The sequence below is a fragment of the Gramella sp. AN32 genome (genome assembly GCF_023718305.1).
In the GTDB taxonomy this organism is placed as follows: domain Bacteria; phylum Bacteroidota; class Bacteroidia; order Flavobacteriales; family Flavobacteriaceae; genus Christiangramia; species Christiangramia antarctica.
Window position 1 is genome coordinate 36,646 of record NZ_QEYO01000010.1, and the last position, 16,492, is coordinate 53,137.

General features: G+C 37.2%; 15 protein-coding genes. 9 read left to right on the plus strand and 6 right to left on the minus strand.

Annotated elements, in window-relative coordinates; all coding sequences use genetic code 11:
- The first annotated feature begins 49 nt into the window (after positions 1-49).
- The 9 genes from DHD80_RS12135 (at position 50) to DHD80_RS12175 (ending at position 11,213) form a co-directional block, all read left to right on the plus strand.
- A complete protein-coding gene (locus DHD80_RS12135; protein WP_251741447.1) occupies positions 50-1,231 on the plus strand; it encodes a beta-ketoacyl-[acyl-carrier-protein] synthase family protein in 1,182 nt (393 codons plus the stop codon).
- Positions 1,224-2,279, plus strand: a complete 1,056-nt coding sequence (locus DHD80_RS12140; RefSeq protein WP_251741448.1) for a beta-ketoacyl synthase chain length factor — start codon at positions 1,224-1,226, stop codon at positions 2,277-2,279. Before DHD80_RS12135 ends, DHD80_RS12140 begins: the two co-directional genes overlap by 8 nt.
- On the plus strand, positions 2,272-3,045 hold the full coding sequence (locus DHD80_RS12145; protein ID WP_251741450.1) for a polysaccharide deacetylase family protein: 774 nt from the start codon (positions 2,272-2,274) through the stop codon (positions 3,043-3,045). Before DHD80_RS12140 ends, DHD80_RS12145 begins: the two co-directional genes overlap by 8 nt.
- Complete coding sequence (locus DHD80_RS12150) at positions 3,032-3,652, plus strand: outer membrane lipoprotein carrier protein LolA (protein WP_251741451.1); 621 nt, start codon at positions 3,032-3,034, stop codon at positions 3,650-3,652. The genes DHD80_RS12145 and DHD80_RS12150 overlap by 14 nt, the downstream gene beginning before the upstream one ends.
- Before the next feature lie 12 nt (positions 3,653-3,664).
- The gene (locus DHD80_RS12155; protein ID WP_251741452.1) at positions 3,665-4,024 is read left to right on the plus strand and encodes a hydroxymyristoyl-ACP dehydratase; all 360 of its coding nucleotides are present in this window, start codon (positions 3,665-3,667) and stop codon (positions 4,022-4,024) included.
- Between the two features lie 65 nt (positions 4,025-4,089).
- Positions 4,090-5,292: a DUF2062 domain-containing protein gene (locus DHD80_RS12160; protein WP_251741453.1), complete on the plus strand. Its 1,203-nt coding sequence runs from the start codon at positions 4,090-4,092 to the stop codon at positions 5,290-5,292.
- Positions 5,292-8,273 carry an MMPL family transporter gene (locus DHD80_RS12165; RefSeq protein WP_251741454.1) on the plus strand — a complete coding sequence of 994 codons (2,982 nt, stop codon included), beginning with the start codon at positions 5,292-5,294 and terminating at the stop codon, positions 8,271-8,273. Before DHD80_RS12160 ends, DHD80_RS12165 begins: the two co-directional genes overlap by 1 nt.
- Positions 8,273-9,928 carry a C45 family peptidase gene (locus DHD80_RS12170; RefSeq protein WP_251741455.1) on the plus strand — a complete coding sequence of 552 codons (1,656 nt, stop codon included), beginning with the start codon at positions 8,273-8,275 and terminating at the stop codon, positions 9,926-9,928. Before DHD80_RS12165 ends, DHD80_RS12170 begins: the two co-directional genes overlap by 1 nt.
- Before the next feature lies 1 nt (position 9,929).
- Positions 9,930-11,213, plus strand: coding sequence for an AMP-binding protein (locus tag DHD80_RS12175; RefSeq protein ID WP_251741457.1), 1,284 nt, complete (start codon positions 9,930-9,932; stop codon positions 11,211-11,213).
- Here the strand turns inward: DHD80_RS12175 and DHD80_RS12180 are convergent.
- From DHD80_RS12180 to tsaD, 6 genes are read right to left on the minus strand one after another with little or no spacing between them, the layout of a single operon-like run.
- Entirely contained in the window at positions 11,210-12,391 is a 1,182-nt protein-coding gene (locus DHD80_RS12180; RefSeq protein ID WP_251741458.1) for a class I SAM-dependent methyltransferase, read from the minus strand. The two genes, DHD80_RS12175 and DHD80_RS12180, sit on opposite strands and share 4 nt — an antisense overlap.
- Before the next feature lie 7 nt (positions 12,392-12,398).
- Complete coding sequence (locus DHD80_RS12185) at positions 12,399-13,487, minus strand: AI-2E family transporter (protein WP_251741459.1); 1,089 nt, start codon at positions 13,485-13,487, stop codon at positions 12,399-12,401.
- 12 nt (positions 13,488-13,499) lie between these two features.
- Positions 13,500-14,024 (minus strand): TrmH family RNA methyltransferase, encoded by a 525-nt coding sequence (locus tag DHD80_RS12190; RefSeq protein ID WP_251741460.1) that lies wholly within the window; start codon positions 14,022-14,024, stop codon positions 13,500-13,502.
- Complete coding sequence (locus DHD80_RS12195) at positions 14,021-14,671, minus strand: DUF4159 domain-containing protein (RefSeq protein ID WP_251741468.1); 651 nt, start codon at positions 14,669-14,671, stop codon at positions 14,021-14,023. The genes DHD80_RS12190 and DHD80_RS12195 overlap by 4 nt, the downstream gene beginning before the upstream one ends.
- Complete coding sequence (locus DHD80_RS12200) at positions 14,668-15,387, minus strand: 16S rRNA (uracil(1498)-N(3))-methyltransferase (protein WP_251741469.1); 720 nt, start codon at positions 15,385-15,387, stop codon at positions 14,668-14,670. The genes DHD80_RS12195 and DHD80_RS12200 overlap by 4 nt, the downstream gene beginning before the upstream one ends.
- Before the next feature lies 1 nt (position 15,388).
- Positions 15,389-16,411 (minus strand): tRNA (adenosine(37)-N6)-threonylcarbamoyltransferase complex transferase subunit TsaD, encoded by a 1,023-nt coding sequence (tsaD, locus tag DHD80_RS12205; protein ID WP_251741470.1) that lies wholly within the window; start codon positions 16,409-16,411, stop codon positions 15,389-15,391.
- Positions 16,412-16,492: the final 81 nt, after the last annotated feature.

Consider the following 16,492-nt stretch of genomic DNA (forward strand, 5'->3'; position numbering starts at 1 on the left):
AGCCCTTATTAATTGCCAAATTAGGCCACAATTAATTATCAAATTATAAATGAAAGGAATCGCCGTAACAGGAATGGGAGTAATTTCCAGTATCGGTCATCATCTTTCTGAAAATTTAGAGGCTTTATCCAGTTCAAAATCAGGGATTTCTTTTCCCGAAATATTACAAACCACGCATACGCATTTACCGGTTGGCGAAATAAAATTCAATAATACTGAATTAAGTGAAATTCTGAATTTACCAAAAACGCAGGCCTATACCCGCGCTGCGTTACTGGGAACCTTTGCGGTTAAAGAACTCCTTAAAAATCTTGGATGGGAAAAATTTCCCGAAGAAACCGGTTTTATTTCCGGGACAAGTGTGGGAGGTATAGATGCTACAGAGAAACATTTCAAACAGTATGCTGCAAATTCAGAAAATAACCGTTTTATCCAGGCGCAACACCCCGGTTTTACTACTGAAAAAATTGCGGAGTATTTTGAATTGAATTCTGTTGTAACCAATATAAGCACGGCCTGTTCCTCCTCTGCAAATGCCATTCTGGTAGGAGCAAGGATGATCCAGTGCGGGAGATTAAAAAGAGTGATTGTAGGCGGTACAGATTGTTTAACGAAATTCACCTTAAACGGGTTCAACAGTTTAAAAATCCTTTCTTCAAATCCCTGCAAACCTTTCGATGATCGAAGAGATGGATTAAACCTGGGCGAAGCTGCAGCATATTTAATGCTGGAAGCAGATGATTTAGTTCAAAATAAACCTATTGCCAGGATTTCTGGTTTTGGAAATGCAAACGATGCCTTTCACCAGACTGCATCTTCGCAAAATGGAGAGGGTGCTTTTTTAGCCATGGAAAAAGCGTTAAAGATAGCAGGATTGGAAAAATCACAAATCGATTATATCAATGCTCACGGAACCGGCACCCTGAATAACGATCTTTCTGAAAGCATGGCGATACAACGATTTTTTGGCGAAGATATTCCGCTTTTTAGTTCTACGAAAGCTTATACAGGTCACACCCTGGGAGCTGCCGGTGCACTGGAAGCTATCTTCAGTATTTTATCAATTTCAGAAAATAAGATTTTCCCTAACTTAAATTTTGCTGAAGCTATGCAAGAAACCGGATATTCGCCGGTAAGCATAATCAGAAAAGCTAATTTGAGACACGTTCTTTCTAATTCCCTGGGATTTGGGGGGAATTGTACCTCTTTAATTTTCAGCAAAGATGAATAGGGTTTTTATAAATGGTATCGCTTCAATTTCAGCACAGGAAGATGCTGTTGTGGAAAATGGAAATGTTGCCCTTTATTCAGAAAATAATATTGCGGCTCTTGATAAAAATTATAAATCCATTATTGCCCCCATGATGCTTCGGCGAATGTCTAAAGCGGTAAAAATGGGTCTATGGACTTCCCTAAATGCTCTTAAAGAGGCAAAAATTGAAATTCCGCAGAATATCATATTTGGAACCGGGAAAGGTTGCCTGCAGGATACTGAAAAGTTTCTGGTTCAAATGCTGGACTCCCGGGAAGGATTGTTAAGTCCCACTTCCTTTATCCAGTCAACTCATAATACAATTGGCGGCCAGATCGCCTTGCATTTAAAGTGTAATGCTTATAATATGACCTATTCCCAGAATTCCAATTCCTTTGAAACTGCAATATTGGATGCGATGATGAAAATAGGATCAGGGGAATCGGAGAATGCCCTGGTGGGTGGAGTAGAAGAAAACGCAGACATTATTACCGATTTTGAGAATTTTGACGGGCAGTTAAAACAGGAAAAAATCAGCAATCTTGTTTTACTAAATTCAACTACTTCGGGAACAATTATAGCAGAGTCTGCCCATGCATTCGTTTTCACTTCTAAACCGAATAAGGCTTATGCAGAATTGTTAGATGTGGAAATTAGATTGAATTGTGAATTGGAAAATCTAAACTCATGGATTTTCCAATTTTTGGATACGTATAAATTGACTTCAAAAGATATTGGTTTTGTGATAATGGGCAATAATGGGGATGCACGTTATGACAATTATTATAAGGCACTTCAGGATTCAATATTTAAAGAAACTCCGCAAATTGCGTATAAACATTTGGTGGGGGAAAATAATAGCATTTCCTCATATGCCCTTTGGCTTGCTTCCCAAATTTTTAAATTGAATAAAATTTCCGAAGTTTTTAAATTGAACGACATTGATATGGTAAACCCGAAATATGCACTAATTTATAATCAATATTTGGGAAAAAATCACAGTTTGATCTTATTGGAAAATGCCTAAACATAAGTCGGTTAATATCATCACCATAATTTGCCTAATCCTGGTAATCATTGCCAACCTGATCTTCAAAATTTCGATTTACTGGGTATTTGGGCCCCTTTCCTTGTATGTTTTGTTGATGCTGTTTTTGTCTACCAATATTCAGCTGAACTATTTTGTAAAAGCCTACCATAAGAACCCGGCATACCCGGGAAAAAATATCGCCCTAAGTTTTGATGACGGGCCCGTTCCCAATACGTTGAAGATCTTAGATGTTCTGGATCAACATTCGGCAAAGGTGGCCTTTTTCTGTGTTGGAAAAAATATTCAGCGATATCCGGAAATATTTAAAGAGATCATTTCCCGGGGGCATGTGGTTGGTAATCACACTTATTCCCATACAAGGACTATGGGGATTCTAAAGGCTAAAAAAATTGTTGCAGAAATAGAACAATGTGATGCTGTAGCCAATAAAGTTGGCGGGGTGAAGTTAAAATTATACCGCCCACCTTTTGGGGTTATTAATCCAAAGATAAAAAATGCCTTGGAAAAGACCGGGCATCAGGTTATAGGTTGGAGCGTGAGGCCTTATGATGCCGTTACGACTTCAGCAGATACCATTCTAAACCGCATCACTCGAAAAGTAAAATCTGGCGATTTAATTATTTTACACGATCCCCCGGCTAAAACCCCGGAATTGTTGGAACAATTATTGGTTAATTTAGAAAAACAAAATTTCGGCGTTGTGAGGCCCGATGTATTATTTGATATCAATGCGTATACTTAAAATATTCCTTTTGCTGTTCAGTTGTGGACTGCTAGCTCAAAATGTTGAAATGACACCTTCTGAAAAGGATGCATTTCAGCATAAAGTTTTAGAAAAAGCCGGTAAACTTGAAAGTCTTTCTGCAGATTTTGCCCAGAACCGATCAATGGAAATGATGGACGGAGAAGCGGAAAGTAAGGGAAAAATCTATTTCATGGCGCCCAACCAATTAAAATGGGAATACCACCAACCTTATAATTACCAGTTGCTTTTCATAGATTCGAAACTGTTTATTGCGGATGGGACCCATTTCCAGGAAGTAGATATGTCTTCGAATAAAATATTCGAGAAAATGGGCGATATGATCTCGGGAAGTATGAACGGAAAAATTCTGAGTGCTGAAAAAGATTTTGCGGTCACTTATTATAATAAAGAAAAACCTGTGGCCAAACTGATCCCTAAAAATAAAAAACTTTCAGAAATGGTCAAAGAGATCTGGATAAGTTTTGACGCGTCTCATTTGATCACTAACGTTAAATTAATTGATTCTTCGGGCGATTTTACGGAAATTGCTTTAAAGAACATCAAATTGAATCAGCCCATTGCCGATTCTGTTTTTAAACATTAAGAAAATACATGTATGGTCTTAGATAATTTTTATTCGGTAAAAAGTTCAGTAGAAAATAATGGTTTTCATATTACCGAAGTGGAAATTAATAAAGGCCACGAATTATATAAGGGGCATTTCCCAAATCGCCCGGTCACTCCGGGGGTTGTTTTAATGCATCTTTTTAAGGAAGAAGTCGAACGTATTTCTAACAAAAAGCTTCAGTTAGTCCGGGCTAATAATGTGAAATTTACTGCTGTTTGTGATCCAAATAATGATCCAAATTTAATTTTGGAATCTGAAATTGAAGATGCTGGGGAATTCTTTAAGCTTAAAGCAATAGCTAAGAACAAGAACGGTATTGTATTAAAAATCAATTCTTTGTATCAGTAAATATAGCCTAATTCCCTTCGTATGGTTTCTCTGAAAATTAGTAATACTTTTGCTGAAATTCTTCCGTGGAAAACCAGCCAATTTTTCAAACCAGATTTGCGCAATTAAATTGCTGTGTGATTGTTCCAACCTATAACAATGGCAGTTCCCTACAGGAATTTTTGACCAATTTAAAAATTTACACGGATAGTATTATCGTTGTAAATGATGGCTCAACCGATGAAACCGAAGAAATTCTTAAAAACCATCCTGAACTTCATCACCAAACACATTTAATAAATAAAGGTAAAGGATCTGCCCTTCGCACAGCCTTTAAATATGCCCAAGAGCTGGGGTTTGATTACGCGATAAGTATAGATTCAGACGGGCAGCATTATCCAGATGATCTGAATGTTTTTCTTATTGAATTGGAGAAAAGAAAAGCTTCAGGGCCTCCACTTTTACTGGTAGGTGACCGTAATATGGGACAGGATGATATCCCGGGAAAAAGCAGTAAAGGCAATAGATTTTCGAATTTCTGGTATATGGTGGTTACCGGTGAAGAATTAAATGATACCCAAAGTGGATTTCGGTTGTATCCTTTGAAAATAGTGAATTCCCTGAAATTGATTACCTGGAAATTTGAGTTGGAAATTGAAGTGATCGTAAAAGCCTGTTGGAAGGGTGCTGAAGTCAGGAATATTCCTATAAAAGTATTGTATCCTGAGGGCCGGGTAACCCATTTTAGGCCTTTTTGGGATATCGTACGCATAGTAGTGCTTTATATGTGGTTCGTTTTGGTGTCGTTTTTTTATATCCATCCTAGAAATAAGTACAGGGATTTTAGAAAAAAAGGCCTCAGAAAGTTCTGGAAGGAAGATGTCCTGAAAAGTGAAGAACCTGCATATAAAAAGGCCGGTGCCATTGCCTTGGGGGTTTTTGTGGGGATTTCACCATTTTGGGGTTTACATACGTTGCTGGTTTTTAGTCTGGCCGCGACTTTCCGCCTGAATAAAGTCCTGGCGTTTTTATTCAGTAATATTAGTATCCCGCCGCTTATTCCTTTTATTATTTATGCCAGCTATCAAATGGGTTCCTTGATTACCGGGGAAGGATTTAATTGGAATCTAAAATTAGATCATTTTAAATCTGGGAAGGATGTTTTTGAAGGTGTTTGGCAATATGTAATTGGAAGCTTATCCCTGGCAATTATCTCTGCAATTTGTCTATGGATCGTTTTTTATTTTTTATTTTCGGTACTTAACCAAAAGAGGGTGGTAAAACCTTGATGCCGAATTTCTTTCTGAATATTTATAAATTTCTTCTTGGCCGGAAAATTCTTGGGGGCATCTTTCTTTTTATATATGCCGCGCTCTGTACTATAGTTGCGCTTCAAATCAACTTTGAAGAAGACATTACCAAATTAATCCCTACTGGAGATGATCAGGAAATTTTAAAAAGGGTTTTACAGGAAACCAGTTTTAAGGATAAAATCATCCTTACAATTTCCGCGGAAAATGAAAACAATGAACCCGATTCACTGGTTGCCTATGCAAATGAACTCACGGAAAGTTTTGATGCTGAGTTTTCAGAGTACATTAGGGAAGTTCAGGGGAAAATAGCTGATAGGGAGATCAATACCGTTTATAATTTTGTTTATGACCATCTTCCCGTTTTTCTAAATGAAGCCGACTTTGATATTATTTCCCAAAAAATTGAAAGGGACTCTATCCAGTCTGAAATTTCTTCAGGATACCGGCAGTTAATGGCACCAACAGGTATTGTAACCAAAAATTATTTTTTTAAAGATCCTTTGGGTTTTACAGGTCTTGGACTTAATAAATTGCGGGAACTTCAGGTTGGTGAAAACTTCAGTATTTATAGGAATTACCTGATCACAAAAGACCGTCAACATATCATTATTTTTATTGATCCAAATATAAGTGCTGCGGAAACCGGAAAGAATGAAAAGTTCATTACACTTCTGGATCAGAAAATCGCGGAATTAGATCGAAAACATCCCGGCATTAAAGCTGAATATTTTGGCGGAGTCCTTTACGCGTTGGCCAATGCGAACAGGATCAAATCTGATATAAACAAAACTTTGGGCATCGCTTTGGGATTATTATTAATTCTTCTGCTCTATGTATATCGAAAACCATTAGTCCCGGTCATACTTTTTCTTCCCACTCTCTTTGGCGGATTAACCGGTTTAGCAGTATTGAGCATCTTTAAAGAAAATGTTTCTGCTATTTCATTAGGGATTGGGGCGGTTCTCCTGGGTGTGACCTTAGACTATGCCCTTCATATTTTGACACATTACAGGAATAATCAAAATCCACATTTACTTTTTAAGGAAATAAGTAAGCCTGTTTTAATGAGCAGTATTACAACGGCAATTGCTTTTTTATGCCTGACTTTTGTAAATAGCGAAGCGCTGTTGGATCTTGGGATCTTTGCGGCGGTAAGTGTATTTTTCTCCGCTATCTTTGCCCTCATTTTAGTTCCATGGCTTTATAATCCTAAAATTTCCCTGCTTACCCGGGAAACTTTTATCGATCGTTTTGCTGCTATAGATTTTTCTAAATATAAGTTCCTGGTTTATGGAATATTAGTAATTTTTGTAATCTCTTTATTCTTCTTTCAGAAAGTTAAATTTAATGAAGACCTTAATAATCTTAATTATCAACCTGAAAAAATAGTTCAAAAGGAAAAACGAATTGAGGGCATTGCCGGGCAGACCGGTAAAAATATCTATCTGGCTACTTATGGACGAAATTTAGATGAAGCCTTACAGATTAATAATCAGCTATATACGCAATTAAAGGAGCTTGAACAAAGAGATGAGATCAATAGTTTTAGTAGTGTTGGCGGGGTGATTTTGTCTAATGTGACACAAAATTCCCGTATCGAGAGATGGAAAGAATATTGGAGCGTCGAAAAACAAGATAATCTTAAAACTAATCTCATTGAAACTTCTTCCCATTATAGTTTTAAACCGGAAAGCTTCAATCAATTCTATGAGCAGTTACAAAAGGATTTTTCAAGTATTGGTTTACAGGAATATAATGCCGCGGGCGCTTTTTACCTGGATGATTTTATTTCTGAAAGTGAGGATTTTGCGGTGGTATCAAGTTCAGTAAATATTCCGGAAACTAATTCTGAAAAGATTTTTGAAAAATTTAAAGATCAGGAAGGAATCCTTGTCCTGGATAGGAAAGCGCTAAATGAAAGCTTTTTAAGCCAGCTGAAAGATAATTTTAACAATCTTATTTATATTTCTATTCTCGCAGTTTTTCTAATTTTATTGATCAGTTACCGAAATATTGAATTGAGCCTTTTTACGATCCTGCCTATTGGCATCACATGGTTTACCGCCCTTGGGATTATGGCAATTTTTGAAATTCAGTTCAATGTTTTAAATATCATTATCTGCACTTTTATATTTGGTTTGGGGCTGGATTATAGCATATTTGTGACGAACTCCTTTTTAAAGGAGTATGAAACGGGTAAAAAAGATTTAAAAACCTATCAAACCTCCATTTTAATTTCGGTGATCACTACCTTATTGGGAATGGGAGCGTTAATTTTTGCCAGGCACCCGGCATTAAAGTCAATTTCAATAGTTTCGATAATTGGAATTTTAACCGCTGTTCTGGTTAGCTTCACTTTACAAGGTTTCCTGTTCAGAAAATTAGTTTTCGATCGAATAGCTTTAGGTAAAAAGGTATATTCATTTCAATTGCTGAAAGGTTTCAGAAAGGAACCTAAAACTGAAACCTTGTATAATAAAAAGAAGGTTTATAATGATTACCGGTATAAATCAGTTTTCGGAAAAATAAAAAAAGCTTTTAAAATTCAACAGGAACGCTACTTGAAGCTAAGCAGTTTTCTAAAAGAGGAGGAAAACGTGGCTATTCTCAATTCTAAATGTGGATTGTTGGCCATATTTCTTTATTATAAATTCAGAAATATGGAAATTACGGGATATGAACATGATCGCGAAGATTTGAGGATTGCCCGGCAAATTGCAAAAACCAAAAAACCGAATTTAAATTTCACTTCTAAATTAAAAGACATTAAATCTTCTGAAGTTTTTATCGTTCATGGCCATTTTGATTCCCTGGATGAATTAAAGGATGCCATTTCAAAAACGGCTAAAAAAGTAATCTTTTTAGAATCTGATAGTAACAGCAGATGGCTCTTAGATCTTAATTTTGAACTGGAATACCGGCAGAATAAATTGCTGGTCTATGCGAAAATGACCTGATGAAGTACTGGTATTTACTAAGTGTAATTTTAATAATGCAGGCCTGTGGCGTAAAAAAATCCATGCGGCAAAAACCAGATATATCGAGCATTGAACAAATTGATACCAACCGAATAAAACATAGCGAAACTCATTATTCTCTGGGAAAAAATAGTCTCTATCAAAACAAATTTGGTATTTGGGAATTATATCTGGAAGGCAGTCCGCTGGAAATGGGTATTGCAAATGGAAACCTTAGCCGGGAATTAATCCATCACCAGGAAAATGCCTTTATGGGAAAACTGGAAAATATGGTGCCTTCCGAAGTGTATCGGGATTTTCTCAAAAAAACGGTAGCCTGGTTCAATCGCAAAATGTATTTGCATGTTCCCGAAGAATACAAACAGGAGATTTATGGCGTTTCCAGATATGCTCTACCAAAATATAATGATTTTGCCCCTGCCTATATTCGTATGCTCTATTTTCATGGGGCTCATGATATTGGCCATGCCTTGCAGGATCTTATGCTGGTGGGCTGCACAAGTTTTGCTGCCTGGGAAGAGAAAACTGAAGATGGTGAATTGCTTATTGGAAGAAATTTTGACTTTTATGCCGGTGATGAATTTGGGAGCCAGAAAATCGCCGCTTTTTATAATCCGGATAAAGGCAATAAATTTATGATGTATACCTGGGGCGGTATGATTGGCGCGGTGAGCGGGATGAACGAAAAGGGAGTTACCGTAACCATCAATGCCGGAAAATCTAAGATCCCTCTAATCGCCAAAACACCTGTCACTCTGGTTGCCCGTGAAATATTGCAATATGCTGAAAATACCGAAGAGGCGATAAAAATTGCCAAAAAGAGGGAAGTATTCGTTTCCGAATCTATTATGGTGGGAAGTGCTTCTGAAAAAAAGGCAATCCTCATTGAGGTTTCCCCGCACGATTTAGGGGTTTACGAGGTTGGAAATTCCAGTCAGCTTATTTGCAGCAATCAATTTCAAAGTAATACCTACAAGAACGATAGGAGGAATAAAAAAACTATCGAAGAAAGCCATAGTAATTATAGATTTCAGAGGATGACCGAACTTATTTCAGAAACTCAAAAGATCACCCCGGAAATTGCTGTTTCAATCCTTCGGAATAGAAAAGGAGTAGAAGGGGAAGAGTTGGGGATGGGAAATGAAAAGGCGATCAACCAGTTATTGGCGCACCATGGGATTATTTTTCAACCGCAAGATAAAAAAGTATGGGTATCGGCTAATCCTTACCAGATGGGAGCGTTTGTGAGTTATGATCTGGAGGAAGTATTTCAGAAGTTTCAAAAAGGAAATGTTCCGGCAAGCGTGATGAATGAAGAAAGCCTGATTCCGGAAAGTGATTTTATTCACACATCAGCATTCAGTAACTATAAAAAATTCAGAAAACTGGAGCAGGAAGTAAAATTAAAACTGGAGCATAAAATTTTAATTTTAGAAGCAAAAGCTATGCAACTAACCCGGTATAATCCTGAATTTTGGGAGTCCCATTTCCTGGCGGGCAGGATCTATTACCAGCATAAATCCTATAAAAAAGCCTATCAGAAATTTCTGACTGCTTCAGAAAAGGTTATAACTACCATGCAGGATGCAAAGGAGTTGCAGAAATTTATTAGAAAAACCAGGCGAAAATTATAAGATGCAGGATTTATATTTTCAGGATAAAGATTTTATTAAAAAAAAGCAATGGCAGTTCCTGCAAGAGCAACTGACTTATACCCGGAAAAATTCTCCATATTATCAGAAGCTTTTCAAAGATTTAAACTTTAACGCTAAAAAGATTTTCGATTATTCTGATTTTCAAAAACTGCCCGTTACTACGAAAGAAGACCTGCAGCGTTTTAATTCTCAGTTTTTAAGCGTTCCCGAGGAAGATGTGATCGATTACGTGACCACTTCCGGGACTCTGGGGAATCCAGTGAATTTTATGTTGAATGATCATGATCTGCACAGGTTGGCCCAGAATGAATTTGAAGCCTTTAGAATGGCCGGAGTTACAAAGCAGGATAAAGTTATTATAACTACCACATTGGATCGCAGATTCATGGCCGGAATGGCTTATTTTCTGGGGTTACGTAAACTCGGTGCGGGAATTATTCGAAGTGGAAGTGGTTTGCCTTTATTACAATGGGACAGCATTCAGCGTTTTCAACCAAAATATATCGTCGCGGTTCCTTCTTTCCTATTAAAACTTGTTGACTATGCCGAAGAAAATGGCATCGATTATAAAAACTCTTCTGTAAAAGCGGCAGTTTGTATTGGCGAACCTTTGCGAGATCCCAATTTTGAATTAAATGCTTTAGGAAGAAGGATCAAAGAGAAATGGAATATCGAATTGTTTTCCACCTATGCCAGCACCGAAATGTCTACGGCTTTTATGGAATGTGAATTTCACCAGGGAAATCACGAATTAAGCGATTTGATCTTTTCTGAAGTTCTTGACGATAATGGAAATCAGGTAAAACCAGGAGAAATTGGGGAACTGGTGGTCACGCCCTTGCAGACCCAAACGATGCCGCTTCTACGTTTTGGAACGGGGGATATGTTGAGTTATACTGAAAGCACCTGTAAATGCGGGAGGCAAACAAAAAAACTCGGTAGTGTAGTAGGGAGGAAGCGCCAAAAGATAAAATATAAGGGCACGAGTATATACCCACAACATATAATAGAGGTTTTAAATAATTATGGAAAGCTCGAATTATTTGTGATAGAGGCCAGGAAAGATGATTTAGGAAATGACCTTCCGGTGATACTCATTGCCGATAATAGATTTGATAAACTGCAAAGGGAATTAAAGGAATTGTTTCAGGCCAGGCTGCAGGTAATCCCAAAATTTGAAAAGCGGACGCGAAAAGAACTGGAAAAATTAAGCTTTCCAAAAGATTCCAGAAAGCAGCAAATCTTTTATGATCTAAGAACTTAGACCTTTTCGCAAAAAATGACGATTAATTTATTGTGTAGATCTGTGGTGAAAAAAATATAATCTTTCCCGCCATCTTTTATCCTAAATTTTTTCCGAATATTCTCTACGGAATCTGGAAAATTTCGCGTGGTGATATTCGCTTTTTTATTCTTTAATAATAACTTTAATTCTGAAGGTTTATATTCCTTTATATCAATTATTTGAAAACTTCTCCCGGGAAATATTTTTAAATTTTCTGAAGTGAATAAATGTGAATGTTGGTGTAGTTTTTTTGTTCCTGTTTTTTGAGAGATCAAATTGAACAATCCGCTTTTTAAGATTGCGGAATTTGGTTCGTATAAATAATTTTGAGGAGGGGCCAATTCGGGGGTTATTAGATTTTGCCCTGTCGTTCCCTTAAATTTTTGTTCCCCATTTTTCTCCATATTTATGGTGATGATTTTCGGTTCTCTTTGCCAGCCTTTTTCCAGGATCCATAACAACTCTTTAACTTCATTCTTAATTGCTACAACATGAATTTCCTTTACATGCTTTAACTCCTTTAATCCTGCCTGAAGATCCAGGAGTGGAGAGGTTTTAACTAATAGTTTATCGGTTTTTTTGAAGATGGCGGCTAAATTATTCACCAGGTTTGGTTCACAATCTTCCAGTTTAAAAACTTTACCTCCTGTGGCATTCCGCCTTGCCGGATCTGCATATACCCAATCAAATTTATCCTTAGATTGAAAAAGGACTTGAAGGGCATCTTCTTTTTCAACCCTAATATTTACAGCATTTAGGCTATTGAAATTATGACTGGCAATTTTCGCAAGATCTGCGTTGAGCTCACAATAGATAAAGCTTTCAAATTTTTTTGAGATAAAATAGGAGTCAATCCCCAGGCCCCCGGTTAAATCTATTCCCATATTTCCTTCAATTAATGAGGCCTTGTAAAGGGCTGTAAGCTCAGAAGATGCTTGTTCCAAATTCAATTTGGGAGGAAATAGAATATTTTCCGTATAAAAAAATAGCGGAAATTTTTTTTCAGAGATCTTTAGTCCCTGGACTTGCGTAGCGAGTTCCTGAATAGATACTTCAGGAAATGGGCTGCCTTTTAAGATCAATAAAGACAGATCGATTTTAAGGTTTTTCCTGATAAATTTTTGAACATCTTTCCGGAAAATCGTTTCATTGACCATAGAGTTTCTATAGATCCCTGGTTAGCCTTTTTACGATCTTATACTCGCTTAAAGTTTCTTTTGCAATCACTTTCAATGCAGTATAAAAAGGAATAGCAACTACCATTCCTGCAATTCCGAATAATAAGCCCGCAATTAAAATAATAAGAAATATTTCCAGGGGATGGGATTTAACGCTCGCCCCAAAAATAAGGGGTTGGGAAATAAGGTTATCGATAAGCTGACAAATGGAATAACCCAACATCACAAATATTAATCGAGGTACGATAATCGTACTAAAATCTGCTCCCAGATTGCTGGAAATTACAAATAATGCCATTAAAACCCCAGCGATTATCGGGCCCAGATAGGGAACCAGGTTTAAGAATGCGCAAATAAAAGCGATGGCAATAGGATTCTGGACTTCAAAAACCGAGAGCAAAATGGTATAGAGAATAAAAAGTACCATAATTTGCATAGTTAACCCCACAAAATAACGGGATAGCAGCAATTTAATTTTATTGAAAACCCGCTGAAACTTTTGCTCCTCCCCATAATTGGCAAAAACAAGGATACTGTTGAGCATTAATTTGCTGTCTTTTAAAAAGAAAAACGAAATAAACATGATCGAGAAGACTGCCACCAGGGTCGCTCCTAATATCCCGAATACATTATTTAAAAATTCTGGGATCAGGCTTAAATCGAAACTTTGTACAAATTCACTACGCTCTACCGCCTCGATCAGGTTAATCTCATCAACACCAAGATAGGTGTTGATTTGATCACTAAGATCATTGACGTCACTCTTAAAGGCTTCAATATCAATTTGCCCAAGATATTTGCTCTGTTCCACAATAATGGGAACAAACACATAAATAATACCTATAAAAATGGCCAAAACCATTGCCAGTACTATAATTACAGCAATTTGATTGGGTATTTTTAAGCGTAAACGTAAAAAAATAACAATGGGCCGGCCAACAAGTGCAATAACTGCGGCAACAATTACATAAAGGATCACCGATTGGATCTCGTATAAAAAGTAGACGGAAATTAAAATAGCGAGTATTATTCCCGCTGCTCTTAATAATCCGTTGGCCAGTTGTTTTGAATTCACAGCGTAAATATATTATTTCTTACGAAACTCTTTGATTGCTTTTGAAATTTCATACAATCCAATTGCCACAGATTGTGCCACATTCATACTGCTATTTTCCCCGAACATCTCAATATGACAAATTTCGTCGGAAAGGTTTAAGAGCTTTTCTGAGATGCCATGTCTTTCATTACCTGCAATTAAAACTATTTTTTCCCTTTCCTGTAATACTATTTCTGAAAATGTTTTACTTCCCTGGGTAATCTCCAGGGAGATAATTTTATAATTATTTTGTTTTAAAACTTTTAAACTATTTTTTGCATTATCCTCAAAATCAATTTTAACTGTATTTTGAGTATTTCTTGCAGTTCTTTTTAAACGGTTGCTGTTTAAATTCGGAAAATTTTCAGCAAAGATTATTTTCTCAATCCCGAATGCATCAGCAAGCCTTAGAAGACTTCCTGCATTTGCTTCACTAAAAATACGATCGGCGAAGAGGATTATAGGAAACTCTGTTTGTTTAAAATTTATTTGTTCGTGGGATAGTTGTTTGCTCAATTTTCAAAAGCATATTTAAGGATATTGGCTCCCATTTTTAAAGCTTTTTGACGTACCTCTTCCGGATCGTTGTGCACTTCAGGGCTTTCCCAGCCGTCACCCAGGTCGCTTTCGTAGGTAAATAAGAGTACTAACCTGTTATCTTCAAAAATTCCGAAGGCTTGTGGTCGTTTCCCATCATGTTCATGAATCTTGGGCAAACCATCAGGAAAATTATAAGCTGTTGAAAAAATTGGATGATTCACAGGAACTTCGGTTAAATCTTTCTCCGGAAAAAGTTTTTTAATCTCCTTCCGAATATATTCATTCATTCCATAATTGTCATCGATGTGTAAAAATCCCCCGCTTAAAAGATAATTCCGAAGATTCTCAATTTCCTGAGCATTAAATACCACATTCCCATGCCCGGTCATATGTATAAACGGAAAACGGAAAAGATCAGGATTTCCCGGTTCAACTGTTTCCGGTTTGGAATTAATCTTTGTATTTAAATTTGCATTGCAAAAACTGATAAGATTAGGGAGTGCAGTGGGATTGGAATACCAGTCACCGCCACCATTATATTTTAAAACGGCAATTTCCTGAGCATTTACGCCCGAAAATGTGGAAAAAATGCATCCAATAATTAAGTAAAGCCAATGTTTCATGACACTTTTTCATTTGCCAAAGCCACCGTGTGACAGGCGACAATTGCGGCAGTTTCCGTTCTTAATCTACTATTGCCAAGGCTTACCGGTTTCCAGTGGTTTTGCAAGGCCTGCTCAATTTCCGTTAAACTGAAATCACCTTCCGGACCTATTAAAATTACAATTTCAGTTTTTGGAGCTACTAATTCCTGAAGGTACTTCTTTTCCATTCCCTCCTCACAATGAGCGATGAATTTATTGTCACCAAAACGATCCATAGTGATAATTTCTGAAAAATTCAGCGGTTCATTCAATTGGGGAATCCTGGTATGAAGGGACTGCTTTAACGCACTTTGCAGAATACGTTCAAACCTGTCAAATTTCACAACTTTTCTTTCACTGTGCTCACAGATTACTGGTGTGATCTCATGGATGCCGATTTCCGTGGCTTTTTCCAAAAACCATTCATAGCGGTCGTTCATTTTGGTGGGAGCAACCAGTAAATGCAAATGATATTCAGGTTCCGGAGACATTTCCGAAGAAATTATTTTGGCCAGGCACTGTTTAAGATCTGCTTTTACAATTTCCGCATCGATGATCAGGCCTTTACCATTGGTGATTTTTAAAATATCACCTTCAGATTTTCTAAGCACTTTGTGAATGTGCCTGCTTTCTTCCTTTGGAAAAATAATCTGTTCGTCTTTTTTAGAAATATCCGGATGATAAAAAAGCTGCATATTAAATTTTATATCTTGAATTCGCGGTGGCTGAAAAATCTGCAAAATCCTTTTCTAAAAACTTATAATATCCGGCGATACCAATCATTGCGGCATTATCTGTAGTATATTCGAATTTGGGAATAAAGCATTTCCAGCCATATTTTTTCTCAGCATCCTGTAGCGCATTTCTAATCCCACTATTAGCAGAAACCCCACCACCAATAGCCACCTGCCTGATTCCGGTTTCTTTAACCGCTTTTTTCAGTTTATGCATCAAAATATCTACAATTGTATACTGGATAGAAGCACAAATATCTTCCAGGTTCTTTTCTATAAATTGAGGATCTTCCTTTAGCTGCTTCTGAATAAAATACAGCACCGCGGTTTTAAATCCGCTGAAACTAAAATCGAGCCCGCCAACTTTGGGTCTGGTAAAGGGGAAAGCCTTTGGATTTCCTTCTTTGGAATATTTATCGATCAATGGACCGCCGGGATAGGGTAGTCCTAAAATCTTAGCGCTTTTATCAAAAGCTTCCCCAACCGCATCATCGATGGTCTGGCCTATTACCTCCATCGTAAAATAACTGGTCACCTTTACAATTTGCGTGTGCCCGCCACTAATAGTCATGGCCAGGAATGGAAAAGTAGGTTTATCAAATTCCTTTTCATCAATAAAATGAGCGAGGATATGGGCCTGCATGTGGTTAATTTCAATGAGAGGTATTCCCAGGCCAAGCGATAACGACTTGGCAAATGAGGTTCCTACCAAAAGTGAACCCATTAATCCCGGGCCACGGGTAAAGGCAATGGCATGCAATTGCGATTTATCCATATTTGCTTTGGACAATGCCTGGTGAATCACCGGGACGATATTTTGCTGGTGCGCCCTGGAAGCGAGTTCGGGAACCACACCACCATATTGTTGGTGCACTTCCTGGGTGGCAACAATATTGGATAGAATTTTGTCGTTGGTTAGTACAGCCGCCGCCGTATCGTCGCAGGAAGATTCAATTGCTAAAATGTTAATTTTTTGATCCAACATCAGAAATATTTGGGCATAGAAGTTGTAAATTTGTTGCAAAGTTAAAACATAATAACGTATCAAAAAATTTCTGAAAATAGT